The organism is Legionella parisiensis (assembly GCF_001467945.1).
GTDB classification, from domain to species: domain Bacteria; phylum Pseudomonadota; class Gammaproteobacteria; order Legionellales; family Legionellaceae; genus Legionella; species Legionella parisiensis.
This window is the reverse complement of record NZ_LNYQ01000002.1, coordinates 92,595-112,311: the sequence shown is the minus strand read 5'-3', so window position 1 is coordinate 112,311 and position 19,717 is coordinate 92,595. Positions and strand designations below refer to the sequence as shown.

Below are 19,717 nucleotides of genomic sequence, written 5' to 3'. Positions count from 1 at the left end.
TGACCCTATTGTTACTATATATCTTACCTTTGTTCTTAAGGAGGTAATACTATGACTCAATGGTTCGTAAAAGACTTAAGCAAATTAACTGGTGTTTCGGTGCAAACATTGCATCATTATGATCGCATTGGTTTACTTAAACCTTCATTACGACAGTCCAATGGGTATCGTATTTACTCCGAGAAGGATTTATTGAAATTACAACAGATTATTGCTTTAAAGTTTTTTGGTTTTGAGCTATCACAAATCAAAACCTTGCTCTCTGAAGAACGTCACGCGCTAAACCATTTTGAAGCCCAAGCTCAAGTGTTAGAACAAAAAGCATTGGCATGTACTTCCGGAGCTAAAACCTTAAGAAGCATTATAGACTCTGTTGATGTCAATCAATCCATTCCATGGGAAACCATTATACAACTGATTGAGGTATATAAAATGGCAGAGCATCTTGAACATGATTGGGTTAAGGAAATATTTACTCCTGATGAGCTCAAACAATACGTAGCATTTGAAAAGGAAATGAAAACAAATAACAAGGCTGAGTTTGAAAAACAATGGCATCAACTTTTAGATGAATTGAAACAAAGTATGAAACACGATCCTGATTCCACTATAGGTATCCAAACAGGGAAAAACTACATGGAATGGGTTAATAGCGTATACGGTAAAAAATATGCCCATCTGAGAACCAAAAAATGGGAAAAAGGATTTGGAGAAGGAAAAGGTCTTGATGAAATTGGTTTAACACCAGAGATTATGACATGGTTAGAGAAGGCTTTAGACGCTTATTGGAAGCATAGGCTTTATGGTATTCTTGAACAAGTAGGCAAAACGCCAGACTCCAACATATTAACGCTTTGGAATAAGGCATTAGATGATATGTATGGCGAAGAAACTTCACGAAAATATGCTGTTTGTGATATTGCTTTGAAGGATGAAAAGGTCAGTCCAGAAGCAAAGACTTGGCTCAAAAGTATCGTAGATGCTTACAACATGTAAAAAAATAGCTATAAATTTTGGATCGGTCTTGTTTTTACCGATCCAATCTCAACGGAATCCATTTTAGGTTCTTCTTTCCGTCTAGAAAACGGCTAATCTAAACATCCGACAATGTTAAAAATTTGTAAAAAAATACTGATTGAGAATAAATTTTACGGCATAGGGTATAATTAACTTACTTGTTTTTATTATGATCAATTGTATGTCTTATGCAAAAATGGCGGAATTACTTTTGCTGGATGTCATGTCTAAAGCACAAATTCCAGGAATTTCTATTGCCTTTATAAGCAGTGATGGAATCATATCTACTCAAGAAAAAGGGCTTACAGATGGTTGCGGCCTTTTTGCAATACCTGTTGATCCACTCAAATATCCCTTTCATAAGTTGGGATTAGGAACTAAAGATGCTGTAGTTCTATTTGACGACACACTTTATTATGTGAATCAAACAACACAAAGCGTTCATCAAATACAGTTAAATGAAAGTAATCAATCCTCATATCAAAAGTTACGAGAAAGTTGTACTGATACTTATAAATTGGCCAATTCTCAAGAATCTGAATTAATAACTACTCTAACAGGCCTTGCACCACCTACAAAAGTGCAACCAGAAACCGTTTTTGGAGCAGCCTCGCTAAGCAAACCCGTATTTGCCTATTTAGTACAAAAATTGATGCAGTCCAATGCGGCGAATCAAGCAAAGCGCGGGACAGGTAAATTTAATTTGGATAAATTCAACCTGAGTCAATTTGATTTAGATACTCCTCTTTTTCATATTCTACCATTAGAAGAATTTGAGATAGATGGAATGAAATTTGATATGTCTGACAAATCTGCTGTTGTCTGTGCTAAAGCACTCACTGCAAGGATGGTGTTATCACATACAACAGGCCTTGCTCATGGTGAAATGAAGTTTCAGTTCATTCCTAACCCTAAAGAAAAAGATTCTAAAGAAAAAATGCATGGATACTCAAATGTTGGTATCGTGTACTTACAACAAGTGATTGAAAAATTGACTGAAGCAAATCTAGAAACATTGGCCAAAAACCATGTATTTGATCGTTGTGACATGACTCATAGCACTTATGAGCCATTAAAGGCCTATCACTCGCTTTTGCATGCTGAAAAAGAACCCTTGTTTGATGAAATGAAACCTGGTCAGATTGTCATACTAAAAGAAGATGAGCAACTAACAGCATATTGGTTAGATAATGGAAAAATAGTCAATCGCTCCTTTCCGGAAAGAGTAGTTTCAAGCATTCTTGAACAGTTACCTGATAAAGGTAAACTTTCAAACAATCCGGAGCTGATTGGAGCTGTAGTCTCACAATATGGATGTAAAGAACCCAAACCATGTGCCGCCAATACACTAAGAACTACGGCATCAGATTATGCACAGTTTGTCAAACATCTAAGCCATGACAGCTCGATTGAAAATCCTTTTATTCCGCATGCCTTCATGACGCACGATAGAGGTTTGGCGGGAGCAATTGGAATTGCTAGAGACAAGATACGCGATTCCATTTTAAGCCATGTTGCATGGGGTTTAGGTTGGGGGTTACAAACCAATGAAAAAGAAGAGGTTGTTACCGCCTATCATTCGGGTGACATGAATGATTGCAGAGCGTGGGTTGCAATCAATTTAAAGGATAAGAGTGCCATGGTATTTTTCGCTAATTCACATAATGGACATATTCTTGCGGAACAAATTGTCCCTTCGACAATTCAAATAGAACTGGCTTCGAACTATTTTTTTCCAAAATGGGGTTTTGCTAGAACTATTGATGAGCTAGGGGGTAAAACTAATAATTGGGGCATCAATCCACTTCCAAGACCCAATCCATCTAAAGAACGGACAAGTTCTTTAAGTGAATTGCAAAAAAGAACTAGTATCCCAAGTATTGCCACAGCAATTATTTCTGACCGCGGAGTTGTTACTACAGAAGAGGTAGGTGTGACTAATGTCAGCAAACCTGAAGAAGTTACTAGTTCGACTGTTTTTGAAGCCGCTTCATTGAGTAAACCTGTATTTGCTTATATTGTATTGAAACTAGCGCAAAAAGATCTCATTGATTTAGACAAACCACTCCATGAATACGGCGATTTTGGTCCTCCACAGATGCGAACTGATAAAAATTATAAAAAATTAACTGCCCGTATGATCCTATCCCATCAAGCAGGCTTACCTAACGAATTTTCATCACCAGAATCTCTAAAGTATGTCTCTGAAGTAGGAAAACAATTTGATTATTCAGGAGTAGCTTATCAATTTCTAGGTGAAATTGTGGAACACATTACTGCAAAATCACTGGAAGCTTTAGCTCAAGAAGAGTTTGCTAAGATAGGTATGACTGATAGTAGTTTCATGCCACCAACGGGTTGCAGTCTTATTAAACTGCCAGATGAAGAGGAAGAACCAACTCCTGAACGCATTAAAAAATTATTAAAAGATACTTTAGATGTACATGGTCAATTAAGTATTATCCTACAAAAGGATAAATTATTTGTTGCTGAAAGGGCAGTAGACGGCAGCGTACAAATGACTGAAAAAAATTCCAACCAACTTGAAGAAAAAAGCCTACAAGAAATCAAAGCTCGCTTTGCTCAAATACCACCATTTTTTTGGTCAAAGCCAATACCTGTTGAAGCAAGGGAGTTACCCCTTGTGACTACAATTATTGGTCATCCTCCAGAACATGCTGCAACAATAGCAATTGGCCATGATCAAGATGGCTCAGTAAATCGTAAGCAAAAATTTTATATGGTTCACCCGGCAGGATCCTTGTATACAACGACTTCTGACTATGCAAAATTTCTAAAAGCCTGTATTAACGATCCCTATATTAGATGGGAAATGTTTAAACCGGTTGTTTCATCGTTGAAAGATAAAGATACTAAAGCAATGAAGCAAGGAGTCTCTACTGATACTTTAGATCAAATCTCTTGGGGTCTAGGAATTGGGATTCAGAAAAATACCGATGGAACCCGTATCGCTTTTCATTGGGGTGATAATGGAACTGGACGCAATTTAGCAGCGATCAACCTTACTACTGATGAAGCAGTTGTTTGTCTCACTAATAGCGAGAATGGACCCGCTGTTTTTCGAGAAATTGCAGAGCCTATCGTTGGTGATCTAAGTGCTATTGGGCAATGGTTATCAATACGAGAAGAATTGCCTCTTGATATGCGTTTAAAAGAAAATCCCACCCAAGAAATGAACCCACGTTTACAAGAGCAGACACAAATTAAAACGACAGGCGTTGCTACTAAAGGGCAACAAGAGGTAGAGCAAAAGCATTTTGACTTAGGGCTGTTCTAAGCACCGCAGCGTTTTGTACAAACCACCACAATTCAATAGTTCAGCATACGTTTAATTTGTCGATCATTAAGTAGGAGCTCTGGGGTTTGCACCCAGAGCCCCTATAAGATGTCTTAACTAAATAAAACTTCAACAAATTTATTTTCTTTCAAAACTATTTCAAGGCTACTATTTTTATAGTAGTATCTACTAAAAATATAGTAGATTATGTTTTACTTAGTTTCTGGAGAAAAAATGTCAATAAAAAGAGGGGAAAACACTTTTGCTCATGATCGCCTCCTTACAGAGGTAGAGCTTGAATTAATGAATATTATTTGGAGCCTTAATAAAGTAACCATTAAAGATATTGTTTCACATTTGCCCAAAGAAAGACCTTTAGCTTATACCACTGTGGCAACTGTAGTAAAAGTACTTGAACAAAAAGGATTTTTGGGATGCCAAAAAAATACTTATGCCCATGTTTTTCTCCCAATTGTTACCAAGGCTGAGTACGAAAGCACGTGCATTGAGCATATGGTCACTAATGTTTTTGATGGTGAACCTGTAGCACTGGTGCAAAGACTCTTGATGGCCAAAAAGCTACAACATGATGACATTCAAGCAATTGAGGAAGCACTAAAACAATTAGTAACCTCTGAACAAAAAATAGAGGCATGATTATGTTATTCCTGGAAATTTTATTGAGCATTCATTGCTTGCTTTTAGTCAGTTCATGGTTTATTGGCGGTCGTTGGCTCTCAAATCAGCCATCATTTAAACTCAAATTGGCTCGCTTTTTATTAATTAGCTGTGTGATTTCTCCATTAATGGTTCATTGTATTAAAACCAATCAAAAATTGGAGCGGCATCACTATGCATCCATTGATGCTTTGCAAGAGTATGTGAATCAACCTATTTTAAAGTCTAAACACTCCCAAGAGACTCCTGAATCAGCAACCTCTTTTTCAATAAGCAATACGAGTTATTTTCATATTTTTTATATCGTATTTTGTTTGCTCGTCTTATTTCGCAGTTATAAAGTATTGTTGAGTTTGGGCAGTTTAAGAGCACTATTAGCTGAAGCAATTCCATATCGAACTTCCGGTAAATTGGTCATTAAAGTTTCTCGACGTTGTCATATTCCTTTCTCCGTCGTTTTATTTAACAAAGCTTATATCGTATTACCCGTATCCCTATTTTCTTCCTCCAAAAATGTGAAGATTGCCATTGCTCATGAGGGCCAACATCATCGTAATGGTGATTGTCTATGGGCCTATTTTATTGAAGCCCTGCGCATTCTTTTCTGGGGTAATCCAGGTGTTATTCGATGGGGTCGTATTTTAAGCGAATTACAAGAATGTTCATGTGATGAAGTATTGGTTGGCCAGCCAAAAATTTCGGCACATGACTATGGCAGCTGTCTGTTTCATGTAGTGCAGACAGTGTCTCAATGTTCTCTGTCATCAGACCTAGAAATTGCATGCACGGTAGGTATGGCCTTGGGCAAAGACAATGAAGACTGTACTTTTATCATCAGGAGAATTTCAATGTTATCAGCTTATCCACTTAAACCATCTAAATCATTATGGTTAGCAGTTGGATTTATGGGGGTTTCTATTTTGGCACCAATCTGTGTCGCCTATTCAGCAGTCGGTTCATTGACCGGTTCTAAGGCACAAGAAATCGATACCTCTCATTTAGATCCTAAAATGCAACAAATTGCCGCGCAAGAAATTAAAATGGCGGTAAAAAACTATCATGCAAAATCGGGGGTTATTGCAATCGTCAATGCACAAACTGGTAATCTCATTGCCTTTGCTGAGTCCGGTAATGATGAAAATCAGAATAGCTGGAAATCACGTGTTTTTTCACCTGGCTCTACGATAAAACCGTTTATTGCGGCGGCAGCAATTGATGCTGGGAATAGTTCTGAAACCAAAAAATATGATTGTCGCTCACCTTACTCCGTAGAAGGTAAAACATTTACAGATTACTATGTAAGTCAAGGCCCTACTTCATTGACCCAAGCGGTTGCAAGATCAAGTAATGTATGCATGATTAAAGTCGCCCAAGAAACTGGACTACCTGTAATTCGTAAAAAACTCACTGAATTTGGTTTTGATATTAATACTTGGTGGCAAGCAAATCAAAGTGATGACTTGCAACTTGCAATGGTTTCTCTTGGGGAGAATATACCGGTCACAATTGATTCATTAACAAAATCCTACGCCATTCTTGCAAACTTTGGACGTCCATTCAAAGGAGAAGAGGCTCCTATCATTTCAGCAGCAACAACCAATTCAATAAATCATATCCTCGAGAACGTTGTTATAAATGGCACAGGAAAACTTGCTGCGATTCCTGGTGTTCATGTCGCGGGTAAAACAGGAACTGTTACAGAAAATATTAATGTTGCAGAAGGCGAGCATATTGCCTTGTTTGCAGGTTTTGTACCGGTTGATGCGCCACGTTATGCCATGGTGGTTGTAATAGAAGACGGTCATTCAAGAAAAAATGGTAAGACTTTAACCTCCGGTGGAGAATTGGCTGCTCCAGTATTTCGTAAGGTTGCTCTAAATAGCCTAAGTAATACCACGCTATAAATCACCTGTGGGTACAGCAGTGTAGCTCGTACCCATATCGATATAAATTCACATGATGTTGGAGTTGTTATGAAGAAACTAAGCGTACTTCTATGGTTGACACTATTTTATTGCGGAACTATTTGGGCCCAAAGTACTTGCTTTTTGGTACAGGAAAATCAAACTGTGCTAAAGCACGAGGGTAAAGATTGCAATAAGCGTTTTGCGCCAGAATCAACCTTTAAAATTGCTTTGAGTCTTATGGGTTTTGATTCAGGAATATTAAAAGACACACTCAATCCGGAATGGCCGTACAAAAAAGAATATGAACTTTATCTTAATGTTTGGAAATATCCTCATAATCCACGTACCTGGATAAGAGATTCCTGTGTTTGGTATTCACAAGTTCTAACACAACAATTAGGTATGACTCGATTTAAGAATTATGTTGATGCATTTCACTATGGCAATCAGGATATTTCCGGCGACAAAGGTCAGAATAATGGATTAACCCATTCCTGGCTATCAAGCTCGCTTGCCATCTCACCAAGTGAGCAAATTCAGTTTCTGCAAAAAATAGTCAATAAAAAACTATCCGTGAATCCCAAAGCTTTCACTATGACTAAAGACATTCTATATATTCAAGAATTAGCGGGTGGTTGGAAACTGTATGGAAAAACAGGGAATGGTCGACAGTTAACAAAAGACAAAAGCCAAAAACTATCACTACAACACGGATGGTTCATCGGCTGGATTGAGAAAGATGGTCGTGTGATTACCTTTACGAAACACATTGCAGATAGTAAAAAACATGTAACCTTCGCCAGTTTCAGAGCGAAAAATGAGACCCTGAATCAATTATTTTACTTAATTAATGAATTGGAAAAATAATACATGAAATCCAACATTTCTTTATTAATAGCACAAGCTCTATTCCTATTTTGCTATCAAGCTTTTGGTTACGCCAGTGAAATAGCAATTACTTTTGATGATTTACCTGCTTCAATCGAAGAATCTATAGAGGAACAAGCTCAAATAAATCAGCAAATAGTAAATGCGCTTATCAAATATAGAGTACCTGCAATTGGATTTGTGAATGAAGGGAAACTCTACCGCACTAATGAAACTCAAGAAAAAATAAATCTCCTAAAATTATGGGTGGATAACGGATTTGATTTGGGAAATCATACTTATTCGCATCTGTCCTTAAGTAGCATCACAACCAAGCAATTTAAAGCCGAAGTGACTAATGGCTCTAAAATATCCAAACAATTAATGCAAAGTGCAGGTAGAGAGTACCGTTACTTTAGGCACCCCTACCTTGATACAGGTGAAACATTCAAGATTCGCTCTCAATTTGAGTCGTTTTTAAAACATGAAGGATACCTAGTTGCTCCAGTTACTATAGACACTGACGATTGGAAATTTAACCAACAATTACATGAGTTTCCTCAAAATAAAGACAAAATCATTCAAAGTTACTTGAAACATACACGTGCTAAATTTGCCTTTTATGAAAGCGCATCTAAACAAATGTTTGGTAGAAATATTAATCAGATTTGGCTACTTCATGCCAATCTTGTTAATTCATTAGCCATTGAATCACTCTTAACTATAGCCCAAGAATACGGTTATCATTTTATCAGCCTAGATGATGCACTACAGGATAAAGCCTATCTATCCGCTGATTCTTACTATGCCCATTTTGGGGTTTCTTGGCTTTATAGATGGGATTTTACCCGCGGGAAAGTGGTTGATTGGTCTCAGGATCCAGAGCCTGATAACAATCCATTTATCTCAACTAAGACCATTAAATTTTATGATAAAGATCGCAAACGACTTATTCCAGTTAAAATTTATGTGAGTAATGAATCACAGGGGAAAGCAAATGCTGGTATTATTAAACTACCCGTTGCCATCATTAATCATGGATACACTGTACGCGATACTGAATATTCATTCTTAGCCAATGCACTTGCTGCAAACGGTTATTTTGTTGTAAGCATCCAGCATGATCTAAAATCAGATCCCCCATTAGCTCAAACTGGCAATTTATTTGAGCGACGCAAACCCTTATGGGAACGAGGAAGTACCAATATACTTTACGTAATCAAAGAGCTTAGCCGGATCAACCCCAGTTTAAACTTGTCTAAAGTGACATTAATTGGTCATTCGAATGGTGGTGATATTGCCATGTTGTTTGCAAGAAACCATCCTCAATTTGTGAAAAAAATTATATCATTGGATAGCTTGCGCATGCCTTTTCCACGTACCGGGCTAACACCTATTTTATCGCTGCGTGGAAATGATACTAAGGCAGATGAAGGCGTACTGCCTTCTCAAGAGTCGTTAAAACAATTAGCCATAACAATTATTCCACTACCTGAAGCCAAACATATTGATTTATGTGACCGTGGGCCTGAGGTAATTCAGAAACAAATGAATGCTCTTATTTTAAAGTCTTTGCGAGGCTAGTTTATGAAAAAAATGTTCACCTTGTTCATTTTAATATCTTCCTTAAGCCTTATGGCAGCAGCCAGCATATCGACGAAGATACAAAGTAATCCGCTAGAGGAAAAATACACGAATACATTTAGCTTACATCATACGTTAACCAAAGAGTTTCCTTCAAAGATCAATGGAATCAAATATAACTTATATATTAGTCTCCCCAAAGAATATGATTCTAACAAAAAAGACTATCCAACTATTTACTTATTAGATGCTGATTACAGCTTTGCATTAGCCAAACAAATTAGTGAGCATTTATCTGACCGAAATAGAATCAACGACTCCATTATTGTTGGGATAGCTTATGCAAATCCTAATGAGTATAAGAAAAATAGAACCAGAGATTACACACCAAGTTATGTTGGATCAGGAGGATATGGAGCTGAATATCAAAAATACTCGGGTGGTGCCGAATCATTTTATCGATTTATTCATTCAGAACTTATTCCATATCTTCACCAGACATATAGAGTTAATAAAACCGCTACTTTTGTCGGTCATTCTTACGGTGGATTATTTGGGGTATATTTATTAGTCCACCATCCTGGAATATTTAATCGTTACATTATCGTTAGCCCCTCTCTCTGGTATGATAATCATTTGGTGCTAAAAGCAGCTCAAAAAAAGCAAAATTTTAATCTTGAAGAAAATACTCGTGTTTGCTTTATTATCGGCGACCAAGAAAATAAAGGCGATTACCAAATGATAGATGATTTAAAGTTATTGAATGAAACCATCATGAGCAAGCCTCACAGGAATTTAAGCACTGCTTTTAATGTTCTAAATAATATGGATCATGATACTGTTTTTCCAGGAGCTTTAAGTTTAGGACTTCTAGAGTCTTCATCTGACTTCAAAAAGAATCGACTCTGAACTCAATCAATAAGTCTGTATACAAAGGATAAACGATTATGCTTGCTAAGTGTTCTGTTTTTATTGCTACAAGTCTTAATGGTTTTATTGCAAGAGATGATGGTTCTATTGATTGGCTAACCAAAGCAAATGAGCTTGTGCCATCTGGTGAGGATGGTGGTTATAAAGAGTTCATATCTACGGTCGATGGACTCATTATGGGTAGGCATTCTTTTGAGAAAGTATTATCATTTAATCCTTGGCCTTATGGTGAGCTTCCAGTTGTAGTGATGAGCAGCAAACCCATAAAAATTCCTGTTCATTTAAAACATGTTTCAACCTCCTCCGAAACACCTATTGAGCTCGTGAAGCGCTTAACTGATGAAGGGTTTAAACATCTTTATATTGATGGCGGTATAACTGTCCAGAATTTTATAGCCGCGCATTTAATACATGAATTAACAATAACCATTGCACCAGTGTTGCTCGGCTCTGGGCGTTCGTTATTTGGACCTTTGGCACAAGACATCGAACTGGAGCATATTGAAACTAAATGTATTGGCGGTGGCTTTGTTCAATTGAAATATCGAACTAATCCCTCAATCAAGAAAAGAAATAAAAACAACGTCTACCTTATTTATGATGAAATTTCTGAGTGGTTTGATAGTCACCGCAATAAAGAGCTCAAAATGGAGCAATTTTATTTGGAACTACTACAAAATCAGATTCCATCCAAAGGAACTATTTTAGATGTTGGCTGTGGCACGGGCGAACCCATAGCCCAATTTTTAATGAAACAAGGGTATAAAGTAACAGGCATTGATGCAAGTAAAAAAATGATTGAGCAATGCAAAAAAAGATTCCCAAATGCAAAATGGCTACTTGCTGATATGAGGGCTTTAGATTTGCAAGAGAAATTCGATGCAGTCATTGCCTGGCATAGTTTCTTTCACTTACCTCATGACGATCAACGAAAAACATTAAAATCCCTTGCCTCTTTAGTGGAGCAAAATGGTTTATTAATATTTACTTCCGGACCGGAGTATGGAGAAGTTTGGGGTGATAATGGAGGATATGATTTATATCATGCCTCCCTTTCTTCCGAAGAATATACTCAAATCCTTCTAGAGTGCCATTTTAAAATCCTTGTACATAACGTTAGGGGCCCAGAGTGTGGAGAAGCAACGGTTTGGGTTGCTCAAAAAAATCGACTTTGTCCAGGATAAAATGGAAAGAAACTTATCAAAGCGTCTTCAAATCTCATGCTCAATAATAAAAGGACATCTATATTGTATTCCAGGCCACTAATTTTACATCATACAGACGCTACTGGTAAAATCAGAAACCAAAACTTCATCTTCTAACACAATGACTATTGAACAGAATGAATTAGAGATCAAAAATAATGTCCACCAAAATGTCGGATGGGGACAACCTATTCCACTTTCTCCAATCTTAGCCCCTGACTGTCCTTATCCAGTTGAGGCACTTCCCCCAATTGTAAGAAAAGCCGTAATCGACTATCAACAATATGGACAGCAACCCCTGCCTTTGATTGCATGCAGCGCCTTGGCTAATATGTCACTATCATGCCAATCACTTGCTAATGTGGCGCGAGACAACTATTTAATTAGTCCAGTATCACTTTATTTTTTAATTGCCAGCGGCTCTGGCACCCGAAAAACTGCTGCAGATAATGTTTTTTCGAAAGCAGCGCGTCACTGGGAGACATTGATTCGTAAAAGGCGCGAGCCTGAAGTGTTATCAGCACTAACGCAACATCAAGTATGGCAAATGGAAAAAGATAGTTTATTCTCTCAAATCAAACGTGCAACTTATACGGGGGAAGATTCTGATTATGCCAAAGAAATGCTTGATGAATTAATTCATCAAGAGCCGGAAATTCCTTTGCAACCCACTCTTTATTTTGAAGATGCGACCCAAGAGGCACTGGCCATTCATTTGGCTCAAGGTTGGCCTTCCGCTTCCCTTTGGTCTGATGAGGCAGGCATCATCTTAGGTAGCCATAGCATGCAAGGTAATCCGACTCGTTTTGTAGCTTTGCTTAATCGTTTGTGGGACGGTAAGACATTCACCGCGCATCGTAAAACAACGCAAGGATTTACCATTGAAAATCGGCGCTTAACACTTAACTTGATGATGCAACCGCTTATCTTACAACAACTTACCAAGCAAGCTTCGGGTATCAGTCGACAAAGCGGTTTTTTAGCTCGTTGTCTCATGGCTTATCCTGCCAATAGTATGGGAAATCGATTTTACCAAGAACCGCCTGCTTCTTTGCATTCTCTAACCTATTATGACCAACGCGTCACTGCCTGCTTAAATCAGTCAGAACAATTAAGCCATCAAGGTTGTATTCAACTTCCATTGTTGAAAATGAGTATGGCCGCAAAACAACAATGGATTTTATTTTTTAATGCGGTAGAAGCAGGGTTAAAACCTCAAGGCCAGTGGGTCGATATCGTTGATTTCGCATCAAAAGCGGCTGAAAATACAGCGCGGCTTGCAGCACTTTTTCATCTCTTTGAAGGACGCGATGGGGATATTAGTGTAGAGCATACCGAAAATGCTATTGAAATAATTAATTGGCATTTGCAAGAAGCACGGCGAATTATGCCTACCGAAACCGTTTCTTTGCAGTTTTCCGATGCCCTAAAACTTATGGGCTGGTTTATTGAAAAGAATATTAGTTCAACAACGTTACGAACCATTCAACAATTAAGTCCGTTGCGAGATAAAATAAAACGCGACCATGCAGTTGAATTATTAGTGGAACACAATCAAATACGCATTGTAAAATCAGGTTCAAAAACGATGGTGGAAGTGAACCCTCGTGCATTCAAAGTATAAGTTCAACTTGATACATTAACCATAGTACACCAATTAACAGGAGAAATTTGTGCCCTTTGACATGCTAAAAGAATGGTTGAACAAGGAAAAAGAACGAGGGATTGAGGATCCTTTCTGTGCTGTTTTAAGCACTTGTAGCAGCTTAGGTGATCCTCATAGTCGAGTGGTGGCCATTCGCGAAATTGAAACCGAGAGTCTATTATTTTTTACTCAACAAAAAACACGCAAGGTTGCTGAATTATTAAATAACCCTAAATCCTGTTTAAATTTTTTATTTGCAATGCAGAGCCGACAAGTTATTTTAGAAGGAACAGCAATACCCATTTCCCAAGAAGAAAATGAAGCTTTTTGGAGAACTCTTCCTCGTGAACGCCAATTAAGATTTTCTGCTTATGCCCCTACTTCAGGTCTTGTCATTAAAGATTTAGGCCAATTGGAAACAAGGAAAAAAGAATTGAGTGATCAATTTGCAAGCCTTTCTATCCCTATGAGTGAGGATTATTTTGGCTTCCGCTTCATCCCAAAAACATGGATTTTTTACACAGTCGGCTCCATTTCTTTTTCTGAGGTAATTCGTTATACGAAGATAAGCAACTCTTGGAAAACAGAATTAATTTCCCCATAGGTGATATCATGTACATGCTTTGTTTTTGTGTTCCAGAAACACATTTAGAAATTGTTAAAAATGCTATTTTTGATACAGGGGCAGGAAGTGTGGATCATTATCAGCATTGTGCGTGGCAAACATTAGGCGAGGGGCAGTTTATGCCATTACCTGGCAGCCATGCTTTTATTGGAACAATCAATCAACTTGAGAGAGTGCCTGAATATAAAGTAGAAATTATCTGTACTGAAGAGCAAATCAAAGCTGCTGTTGCAGCCTTAAAGAAAGCTCATCCCTATGAATCACCCTCTTATCAAGCGTTTCGGGTTGAGATGATATAAACAATGATGAACGATTACTTACTAAAAAACTTCTATTTCTCTTTAGGTCTTTTTACAATTCGCTAGACTAGCCCCAAACCTGAGGTTTAACTATTGTTAAGAAATTTCCAACAGTAAACTTGAAAATGCTTTGCAATTGAAAAACCAAGGTTTTGATAGATACGAAGCGCGCTATTATTTTGTGTCGCAACAGTCCGATAACAGTTTTGGTAGTTTTTATCTGAAAAATAATTTAAGCTATAGGGAAGTAAGATCTTTCCAATACCCTGTCCTCTATAATGAGGTGAAACACCAAGTGTTCTGACTTCGCCACACCTACTACGTACATGATCGGTTAAAGTTGGGGTACGGCCCCGATCCTGGTAAAAAGTTATCAAATCTCAGTTTAATTAACCATGTCAGTATTAATATTAATAAAAATATTTTTTTCTCTCATCGGCGGTGGTAAGAATCTGCATTTTTCCATCACTTGCTTATAGTTTTTTCCTCATTAAATAATTAATAAACTTTACGCCGTTTATAGAGACAGTTTGTTCTTTTTCAGTGACATATCCTTTGAATTCCAAGAATTTCTTTGCCGTGATGCTCACATCCGCATATAGCTCTTTCATCCCTAACTCAATAGCTTTTTGTTCTAATGCTTTGAGAAGAGCAAGACCAACACCTCTTGCTTGATAATCTTTATTAACATATCCACGGTCAATATGTCCATTTTTCTCTAAATCAGCAAAGCCAACAATCACGTTTGTTTGTTCTTCTACAGCCACAAGAGTATAATTTCTTTCTAAAGACTCTCTCCATTTTTCCAAATCAGCTTCCTTCGGAGCCCATGTATTTAGCTGCACTTCATCATAATCTTTAGAGTTAATAGAATGAACTGCATCATGAAATAGTTTATAAATTTCTACTTCATCTCCAACAATAAAATTCCTAATTCTAAACGCCATTTTTGAATAACTCCCCATAACTACTAGTAATTACATCAATTTTTGTCATTTTTTAAAAATACATATTTATTATTGTAATGACATTTTGTTACTTCTTTTATGAAACATTAATTCAGTAACAAAAACGAGGGTTTATCTCCTTCGCATTTGATTCTCTCAGTAATTTTTTGAATTATATGTTCCATTTTTTCTGGAGAAATTACATGCGATAGAAGCCGTTTTTGCTGTGTTAATTCCATTAAATTATACCTTAATTACATTGCGATTTTTATTCTTCATTTCCCCACCTTTTAGCAGGAAGGAATCCAATATTTTTACATTCCATAAGGTTCTATAAACTATCAACTCTTATTGGTAAATCTCAATTTCTTGTACTGCATAATGCTATTTATTTTTCATACGATAGAATTTGCACATAACACCATGGCCATACCCATCTTTGTAATATTCCATACCACACTTTTCCATAACACGTTGTGACGCAATATGACCTTCTGGTGCAAAAGCAATAATATATTCTGAGTCGATATTTGTACTAGCCCATTTCAATAGTGCTTCCAAGGCCTCTGAAGCATATCCTTTCCCCCAAAATTTTTTATGCAACAGATAACCTACTTCTATTTCTCCGGTTTCAATTGGACCAAATCCACAACGTCCTATGAACTCTTTTAAAGAATTATCAAAAATAACAAAACAAGGAAGTCCTTTTTCTTTATAAAAACTAACGAATTCTTTTATTCTTTTCGCAGTTTGATCTGTGTCTTGGACTCCATCAGGAAAAAATTTCCTTACTTCTGGATCAGAATTAAGTTCAGCAACCTCTTTTAAATCATCTTCGTTAATTAAACGCAAAATCATTCGAGCTGTTTCAATCTTAGTTGACATGCTATTGACCATATAAATTTTAAGTTACATTCTGTTATCAGATAACTTTCATGTTCTATTAATGAATAGTATTTTCTTTTCTCAATACAATTATTAAGATGAATATATTTTTATTGTAACCTAAATAATTTATGTTTTTTCTCACTCATAATCCTGATATCAATAATTTTTCTTAGTTTATCAATGTCCCTTTTGATGGATACTCAATATTTAGCTGATCGCGCATCACCTCTGAGAGGTTTCCATATATCGCTACATTTGCTACATCTTATTGATGAAAGATCTATATTGCCTTGTAAGTTGCCTGTGTAAAAGGATTATATCACTATCCCTGCATCAAGATACCCCACAAATATGTAGCAATAACCATGCTACATAGACACTACTATTTGCTACATATTGCAACCAAAAATAAAATGCACGTGCTATTTCATTTTTTATCATTTTCCTTTTTTATATAAGAATATTTTAAATTAGGAACTCTTTACAAAAAATGGCGGCGTACAAAAATAAGCAACACCAGATAACTCAGACCACTCCTCATGACATCCTCTTTTGTATATTTCGGGATGTGTTTTTTCAGCATTTGAAATGTAGCATGGCGTAGCAATATAGTAGCAATTTTTTGCTACAAATAATTGATCGAATTTGTAACAGAAAAAATGCATTACTCTATGATTTCATAGATAATTTCATCTGGATGGTTTGAATGATTTGATGATCGTGTAGCAATGTAGCAGAATACCTGGAAATGACTGAATGAACCTTACTGAAATAATACTAATGGCAAATATAATCTCCTGCCCCGCTATCTAGGTTAGCCTTATTAAGGCGCAAGGATCTTTTAGATTTATTGATAACTTTTGATCGATAATTCTACTTAATATAAAATCAGCACAGGGTTTTACAAGCACATTAATATCATCCCAATATTCATCTTCCAAACCAATGCATATGTGTTTCGCTCTGTTCATCACGGGCTGATACATTTTAGGTAGACGATCAATCACCCAATCTGCTGCTATAGGTTTCGATCGAATCTCATTAGTTTCTAATGTACTCCAAATCCGTGCATAGGTTAGTAATACATTTCGAGTGTCCTGTTCAAGTTCCGCTGAAAGTCTATCAAGATCATGAAGCATCGCGTTTATAAAGTCGCTATATGGGACCGGGTCTAATAGTTGCTTAGGGCTTTCCCCCATCAATGTATGACTCTTCAATAAGACCTGCGTGATAATCAGCGCAAGATCCGGCATTGCACGATCAGACCATGGTTCAAAATTTCCCATTTCAAATGATGAGCGAAGCCATTCGCCATATTGGAAATCAAAAAGGGGTGGATAAATCCAAGGATTAATTGCGACCCTTTCCACAAGGGTCATTTCTATAGGTGGCTTCGTACTTTTCATGTAAATGCCTGATATTTGGAGTAGATGGTTAGTCAACTCCATCTTTTCTTTTGACGTTGTGGTACGATTTGTTACAACAAATAAATCAATGTCACTGTATTTTTGCAAACCACCTATAAGATAAGAACCATAAAGATAACTCCCAAAAGCTCTGCGCCTAAAATCTTTGTTAGTACCTCAAGACATTCATTGAGTTGTTGCTTTACATCACTGTTGTTTTCCATCATTAACACTCAGCCATTTTTTAAAATCCTTTAACAATGCTTCTGCTTGAGCAATACAAGTTATTACTGCACTCTCAGGAATAATATCGCCAGAATAATCTGCAATATTGCGTTGTTTACGCATAGCATCCAATATAATCACTGTTTTTTTATCAATACCTAAAGTCTGAGGCAATAACTGAATCATCGTTTGATGATGTCCTGGTTTAGAAGTCAAGGTTCGATATCCATGAGATTGAAGTGCTGCATTTGCTATTTGCATAATTGCTTTATAGGCAGCATCAAAGCGATTCTCCGCGCTAACCAAGTCAATTTTTGAATCCACAATATTACGTTCAGCAGCATGCAAAAGCCGATTTATGGTATCTGGGTGAGGTGGTATTTTTTCCAGGCTGATGCCAATTAAATTATCCAAGGTCATGTTCAGCTCCCATAATAAATAGCTTGGGATTATTTAAAACCTCCTGAATGAAAAGATCTTGTTTTTGTAAAGATGACTTCCATTGTTCCCTGGAATATATTTTGGGGTTAATTTCTCTCCCTAAACTCGCTTGGGCAGCATAAAGAGCTGCAACTGCTTCTGTAAAATCAACCTCACCAATAATAAGCACATCAATATCACTTCCAAGGTTTTCGGTTCCTTTGGCCACCGAGCCAAAAACAAAAGCTACTTCAATTTTTTCAGCTAATGGAGTTAAAAAATCAAACAACACATCCACCAAACCAGACGTTTTCTTTAAAATGCTTGAAAGCTCCGTATAAATAGGAAAATTTCGATTTGCTTGGTAATAAACTTGATTACCGCTCTGCTCGCGCAGAAGTACTTTGGATTTAGCAAGTTTGGATAGTTCTCGATGAAGTGTACCCGCTGTGGTATTCGTTAACCGCGCAATCTCTCGGACATGATAACGCTCATCAGGATGCAGCAATAAAAGTGCCAGCACACGCCGCCGATATTCAGAAAACAATATTGAAGTATCAAACATGATTTTTATGTTGAAGCCAACTAAGCTTCAATCATAGCCTAAAAAGCTACACCATTCAATCAGATAAATAAGAAAACCATAAAAAGAAATATCCGTTATAAATCAACTATCCACTGTATCAGTTTAACACGCAACCAATGACCTCAATGATCTTGTAGATATCGAAACTTAAGGGCTCAGTCTTGAGAAAGCATGAAATGGTATTTCCCAATTACGTAATTGTCTTATTGGAAATAAAATGGGGCCTTGAAATTAAAGTTATTTTCAAAAATCAATAAACACCTACTTCTATTACCATGGCTTCATATTAAAAGGAGATGGGTTAAAAATTTCTTGTTCCCCATCCTCAGATGTATTATGTATCTCCTCATTAGCTTCTTGTTTGGAGAGTTGATTTTTATTAGACGGTCTTGGTTCTCTTGAAAGTGGACTTGCAGTAAGGCCTTGCTCTTTCGTTACCTCATCTCTTTCTTGTGCTTTCGGACTGGGTACGGGCACTAAATTATTTGCTAGCTGTTGAATAAATGCATCGTATAAAGCTAATGTGGGCATGGTAATGCGAAGAGAACATATGCTTCCCTCCTCATCTTGAAGGATTTGTATGCAATCATCAGAAAGATGATTTTCTTCTTTAAATTCATTGAATTCTTTTATAATCGCTTCCATGAATTTTTTTAATTCTTCTCTTTGTTCTTCAGTTAATTTACTAGGTTCACATTGTAATTTAATTGAAAGAGTCATTGATACGCGATCACTATCAACCAGCAATAATCCTTTGGCGATCAATTCCGCAATTATTTCTGGGTCAAAACCAGACTCTAAATCAAGTTCTTCTGAACCAAACACGCCTACCAATTCATCTTCAGACCCAACTGCTTTGCCAGGTTTAGTTAGGAATTTAACTTCACCAGGACTCGCTTTTTCCTCAGATGTCTTCTTATCAGAGGTGGCACTATCACCTCCGCTACCACCTGCGCCATGTCCGGAACAAAGGCGCTTAGGTGCGATTTCTTTAAAACAAGTCCCGCAGCGTACTTTTGCACCTTCCTCAGCAGCCTCTTTTTTTTCTGCTTCCTTTCTAAATTGTTGTAAAGCTAATGCTATAGAGGAGGTTTTGGGTTCATCTGCCGTTATGGATTCAAGGACAGGCTGATGTTGTTCTTTGTCTTTTTTCATGAGAATACTCCAGTGCAAGTTCATAATGGTTTCAT

18 protein-coding genes are annotated in these 19,717 nt (G+C 37.0%); 11 read left to right on the top strand and 7 right to left on the bottom strand.

The annotated features are described in order from the left end of the window. Positions 1 to 51 precede the first annotated feature (51 nt). From Lpar_RS00665 to Lpar_RS00610, 11 genes are all read left to right on the top strand, one after another. On the top strand, positions 52 to 996 hold the full coding sequence (locus Lpar_RS00665) for a MerR family transcriptional regulator (RefSeq protein ID WP_014845080.1): 945 nt from the start codon (positions 52 to 54) through the stop codon (positions 994 to 996). Between the two features lie 202 nt (positions 997 to 1,198). Then, on the top strand, positions 1,199 to 4,315 hold the full coding sequence (locus Lpar_RS00660; RefSeq protein WP_014845079.1) for a serine hydrolase domain-containing protein: 3,117 nt from the start codon (positions 1,199 to 1,201) through the stop codon (positions 4,313 to 4,315). 234 nt (positions 4,316 to 4,549) lie between these two features. After that, complete coding sequence (locus tag Lpar_RS00655; RefSeq protein ID WP_014845078.1) at positions 4,550 to 4,972, top strand: BlaI/MecI/CopY family transcriptional regulator; 423 nt, start codon at positions 4,550 to 4,552, stop codon at positions 4,970 to 4,972. A 2-nt stretch (positions 4,973 to 4,974) separates the two neighbouring features. Next, positions 4,975 to 6,897, top strand: a complete 1,923-nt coding sequence (locus Lpar_RS00650) for a M56 family metallopeptidase (RefSeq protein ID WP_019350454.1) — start codon at positions 4,975 to 4,977, stop codon at positions 6,895 to 6,897. Positions 6,898 to 6,966: 69 nt separating this feature from the next. Beyond that, on the top strand, positions 6,967 to 7,767 hold the full coding sequence (locus Lpar_RS00645) for an oxacillin-hydrolyzing class D beta-lactamase OXA-29 (RefSeq protein WP_014845076.1): 801 nt from the start codon (positions 6,967 to 6,969) through the stop codon (positions 7,765 to 7,767). A gap of 3 nt (positions 7,768 to 7,770) precedes the next feature. Further along, entirely contained in the window at positions 7,771 to 9,351 is a 1,581-nt protein-coding gene (locus tag Lpar_RS00640) for an alpha/beta fold hydrolase (RefSeq protein ID WP_014845075.1), read from the top strand. Positions 9,352 to 9,354: 3 nt separating this feature from the next. Then, on the top strand, positions 9,355 to 10,260 hold the full coding sequence (locus tag Lpar_RS00635) for an alpha/beta hydrolase (RefSeq protein ID WP_014845074.1): 906 nt from the start codon (positions 9,355 to 9,357) through the stop codon (positions 10,258 to 10,260). A gap of 38 nt (positions 10,261 to 10,298) precedes the next feature. Beyond that, complete coding sequence (locus Lpar_RS18360; RefSeq protein ID WP_014845073.1) at positions 10,299 to 11,465, top strand: methyltransferase domain-containing protein; 1,167 nt, start codon at positions 10,299 to 10,301, stop codon at positions 11,463 to 11,465. Between the two features lie 142 nt (positions 11,466 to 11,607). Then, complete coding sequence (locus Lpar_RS00620; RefSeq protein WP_014845072.1) at positions 11,608 to 13,110, top strand: YfjI family protein; 1,503 nt, start codon at positions 11,608 to 11,610, stop codon at positions 13,108 to 13,110. Between the two features lie 49 nt (positions 13,111 to 13,159). Continuing rightward, positions 13,160 to 13,735, top strand: coding sequence for a pyridoxamine 5'-phosphate oxidase family protein (locus Lpar_RS00615; protein WP_014845071.1), 576 nt, complete (start codon positions 13,160 to 13,162; stop codon positions 13,733 to 13,735). 8 nt (positions 13,736 to 13,743) lie between these two features. Further along, a complete protein-coding gene (locus Lpar_RS00610; RefSeq protein WP_019350456.1) occupies positions 13,744 to 14,055 on the top strand; it encodes a YqfO family protein in 312 nt (103 codons plus the stop codon). A gap of 86 nt (positions 14,056 to 14,141) precedes the next feature. On the opposite strand, the gene Lpar_RS19630 is transcribed toward Lpar_RS00610, so the two are convergent. From Lpar_RS19630 to Lpar_RS00580, 7 genes are all read right to left on the bottom strand, one after another. Then, the gene (locus tag Lpar_RS19630; RefSeq protein ID WP_076547508.1) at positions 14,142 to 14,432 is read right to left on the bottom strand and encodes a GNAT family N-acetyltransferase; all 291 of its coding nucleotides are present in this window, start codon (positions 14,430 to 14,432) and stop codon (positions 14,142 to 14,144) included. Positions 14,433 to 14,528: 96 nt separating this feature from the next. After that, the gene (locus Lpar_RS00605) at positions 14,529 to 15,002 is read right to left on the bottom strand and encodes a GNAT family N-acetyltransferase (RefSeq protein WP_014845069.1); all 474 of its coding nucleotides are present in this window, start codon (positions 15,000 to 15,002) and stop codon (positions 14,529 to 14,531) included. Between the two features lie 384 nt (positions 15,003 to 15,386). Then, positions 15,387 to 15,887: a GNAT family N-acetyltransferase gene (locus Lpar_RS00600; protein WP_014845068.1), complete on the bottom strand. Its 501-nt coding sequence runs from the start codon at positions 15,885 to 15,887 to the stop codon at positions 15,387 to 15,389. 812 nt (positions 15,888 to 16,699) lie between these two features. After that, positions 16,700 to 17,296, bottom strand: coding sequence for an aminoglycoside adenylyltransferase domain-containing protein (locus Lpar_RS00595; protein ID WP_019350459.1), 597 nt, complete (start codon positions 17,294 to 17,296; stop codon positions 16,700 to 16,702). Positions 17,297 to 17,503: 207 nt separating this feature from the next. After that, positions 17,504 to 17,941: a DNA-binding protein gene (locus Lpar_RS00590; RefSeq protein ID WP_019350461.1), complete on the bottom strand. Its 438-nt coding sequence runs from the start codon at positions 17,939 to 17,941 to the stop codon at positions 17,504 to 17,506. Continuing rightward, the gene (locus Lpar_RS00585; RefSeq protein WP_014845064.1) at positions 17,928 to 18,506 is read right to left on the bottom strand and encodes a nucleotidyltransferase domain-containing protein; all 579 of its coding nucleotides are present in this window, start codon (positions 18,504 to 18,506) and stop codon (positions 17,928 to 17,930) included. The genes Lpar_RS00590 and Lpar_RS00585 overlap by 14 nt, the downstream gene beginning before the upstream one ends. 291 nt (positions 18,507 to 18,797) lie before the next feature. Beyond that, on the bottom strand, positions 18,798 to 19,682 hold the full coding sequence (locus Lpar_RS00580; RefSeq protein ID WP_014845063.1) for a hypothetical protein: 885 nt from the start codon (positions 19,680 to 19,682) through the stop codon (positions 18,798 to 18,800). Between the last annotated feature and the right edge of the window lie 35 nt (positions 19,683 to 19,717).